This is a genomic window from Arthrobacter sp. CAL618, assembly GCF_000468215.1.
Lineage (GTDB): Bacteria > Actinomycetota > Actinomycetes > Actinomycetales > Micrococcaceae > Arthrobacter_D.
In genome coordinates this window covers 1-2,796 of the sequence record NZ_ASZW01000168.1, presented here as the reverse complement: position 1 = coordinate 2,796, position 2,796 = coordinate 1, and the positions used below count along the sequence as shown (strand labels likewise).

Genomic DNA, 2,796 nt, shown 5'->3' with positions numbered 1-2,796 from the left:
GGGGACTCCCTCTTTCAGGATTGCGTCAGCTGCAGGCTAGACTGCTTCGACGGGAGCCAGCTCCACCTCGAACACCGACAGCTCACCCTCGGCTTCGGTCAGGTGCAGCTCGCGCACATTGCCTGCCGCCAGCAGATCGTTCAGGCCGGCGTTGAGCTGGCGCAGCTGCGCAGCAGAGCCGTTGACGACGGCGCTGAGCACCTCGGTGCGCTGCTTCACCTTCGCCTCGGACTTCGACCGGCGGATGCCGCCGAGGGCGAGCGCCACTGTGCCCAACACGCCGGTGTCGGCGGTGCGGATGGTTCCGGCGAGGTGGCCCGACGTCGGCCATTCGGTCCGGTGCACCGATCCACTGCGCCACCAGCTCCAGACCTCCTCGGTAGCGAAGGGCAGGAACGGCGCGAACATCCGCAGCATCGCATCGAGAGTGGTCGCGAGGGTGGCCAGTACCGACGCCTGCTCGGCCTCACCGGCAGCACCGTAGGCGCGGTCCTTGATGAGCTCCACGTAGTCATCCGTGAAGGACCAGAAGAACGTCTCGCTGAGCTGCAGAGCCTTGGCGTAGTCATACTTCTCGAACGCGGCAGTCGACGCGTCGATGACCTGTCCCAGCTGAGCCAGCAGGGACAAATCCAGCTGGTTCGTGACCACCGAGGTGTCATCGGTGAGGACCGTGTGCTCGGTGGCACCAAGGTTCAGCACAAACTTCGACGCGTTCAGCAGCTTGATGGCCAGCCGCCGCCCAATCTTCATCTGCGCAATCTCATAGGCCGTGTCGGCGCCCAGCTTGGCTGAGGCGGCCCAGTACCTGACGGCGTCGGCCCCGAATTCCTCGAGCACGTCGGTGGGGACCACCACGTTGCCCTTGGACTTGGACATCTTCTTGCGATCCGGGTCCAGGATCCAGCCGGACAGCGCGGCATGGCGCCACGGTGCCGAATCCTGCAGCGAATCGGCGCGGACGGCGCTCGAGAACAGCCAGGTCCTGATGATGTCGTGGCCCTGCGGCCGAAGATCGAACGGAAAGACCTTCGCGAACAGGTCGGGGTTCTTCGGCCAGCCGCCCACAATCTGGGGCGTCAGCGACGACGTCGCCCACGTGTCCAGCACGTCGTTCTCGCCGACAAAACCACCCGGCTGGTTGCGGGCGGTCTCCTCAAAGCCGGGAGCCGGTTCGGCTGCCGGGTCCACGGGAAGGGACTCGTAGGTCGGCACGATCGGAGCCTCGTAGTCAGGCTCCCCGTCGGCGTCGAGGCGGTACCAGACCGGAATCGGGACGCCGAAGAAACGCTGCCGGGAGACCAGCCAGTCGCCGTTGAGTCCTTCGATCCAGTTCTCGTACCGGGACCGCATGAACGCGGGGTGGAAGTCGATCTCCCGGCCGCGCTGGATGAGCTTCTCCCGCTTGGCCTCGTCGCGGCCACCGTTCCGGAGGTACCACTGGCGGCTGGTGACAACCTCGAGCGGCTTGTCGCCCTTCTCGTAGAAGTTGACCGGGTGGACCACCTTCTTCGGCTCGCCCTCCAGCTCCCCGCTGGCGCGCAGCAAGGCAACGACGCCTTCCTTGGCGCTGAAAACGGTCTTCCCGGCGATTGCCGAATAGTTTTCCTGTGCCTTCTCCGTGCTGATCCACTCGGGGGTTTCCGAGCGGATCCGGCCGTCGCGGCCCACAATGGCGCGGGTAGGCAGCTGCAGCTCACGCCACCAGATGACGTCGGTGAGGTCACCGAAGGTACAGATCATGGCAATGCCGGTGCCCTTGTCGGGCTTCGCCAGCGGGTGCGCCTTGATTTCAACCTCAACGTCGAACAGCGGCGACGTGACAGTGGTGCCGAACAGGTGCTGGTACCGCTCGTCGTCGGGATTCGCCACCAACGCCACGCAGGCGGGCAGAAGTTCCGGGCGGGTCGATTCGATGAAGATCTTCTCCCCACCGGGGGTGTGGAACGCGATCCGGTGGTAGGCGCCCGGCTGTTCCCGGTCTTCGAGTTCGGCCTGTGCCACTGCCGTGCGGAACGTGACGTCCCAGAGGGTGGGAGCCTCGGCAAGGTACGCGTCGCCGCCGGCGAGGTTCTCCAGGAACGCGCGCTGGCTGACGGCACGGGACGTGTCGTCGATGGTGCGGTACGTCAGGTTCCAGTCAACCGAGAGGCCGAGGGTGCTGAACAGGTTTTCAAACACCAGTTCGTCCTGGACCGCGAGCTCCTCGCACAGCTCAATGAAGTTCCGGCGCGAGACGGCGTCGAAGTCGCGCTGGTTCTTGGGCGGCTCAGCGGGAGGGGTGTAGCCGGCGTCGTAGGCGACCGACGGGTCGCAGCGCACACCATAGTAGTTCTGGACGCGGCGTTCAGTGGGCAGACCGTTGTCGTCCCACCCCATCGGGTAGAACACGTTCTTGCCGCGCATCCGCTGATACCGGGCGACGACGTCGGTCTGGGTGTACGAGAACATGTGGCCTACGTGCAGCGAACCTGATGCCGTGGGTGGGGGAGTGTCAATCGAATACACCTCCGCCCGGGACGTCTCGGGGTCGAAGGTGTAGGTACCATCCGCCCGCCACTGTGCGGCGAGCCGGGACTCGAGACCCTCAAGAACCGGTTTGTCAGGGACATTTACTGTTGCGGGCGTGTCTGTGCCCGGAGTGTGTTCAGCCATACCGGCAATTGTTTCACGATAAGTTGGATCCATGACTTCCACCCAGATCACGCCAGCGCAGCGAGCAGCAGTTGTTACCGGAGCCAGCACCGGCATTGGGCAGGCCACGGTCCGCCTGCTCGCGGCCCAGGGGTGGCGGGT

General features: G+C 65.2%; 1 protein-coding gene and 1 pseudogene. One reads left to right on the top strand and one right to left on the bottom strand.

The window, feature by feature from the left end; genetic code table 11:
- Positions 1–36 precede the first annotated feature (36 nt).
- Entirely contained in the window at positions 37–2,655 is a 2,619-nt protein-coding gene (valS, locus tag K728_RS19110) for a valine--tRNA ligase (protein WP_035747805.1), read from the bottom strand.
- A gap of 31 nt (positions 2,656–2,686) precedes the next feature.
- Here valS and K728_RS20930 point away from each other — a divergent pair.
- A pseudogene (locus tag K728_RS20930) lies at positions 2,687–2,796 on the top strand (oxidoreductase); the annotation flags it as partial.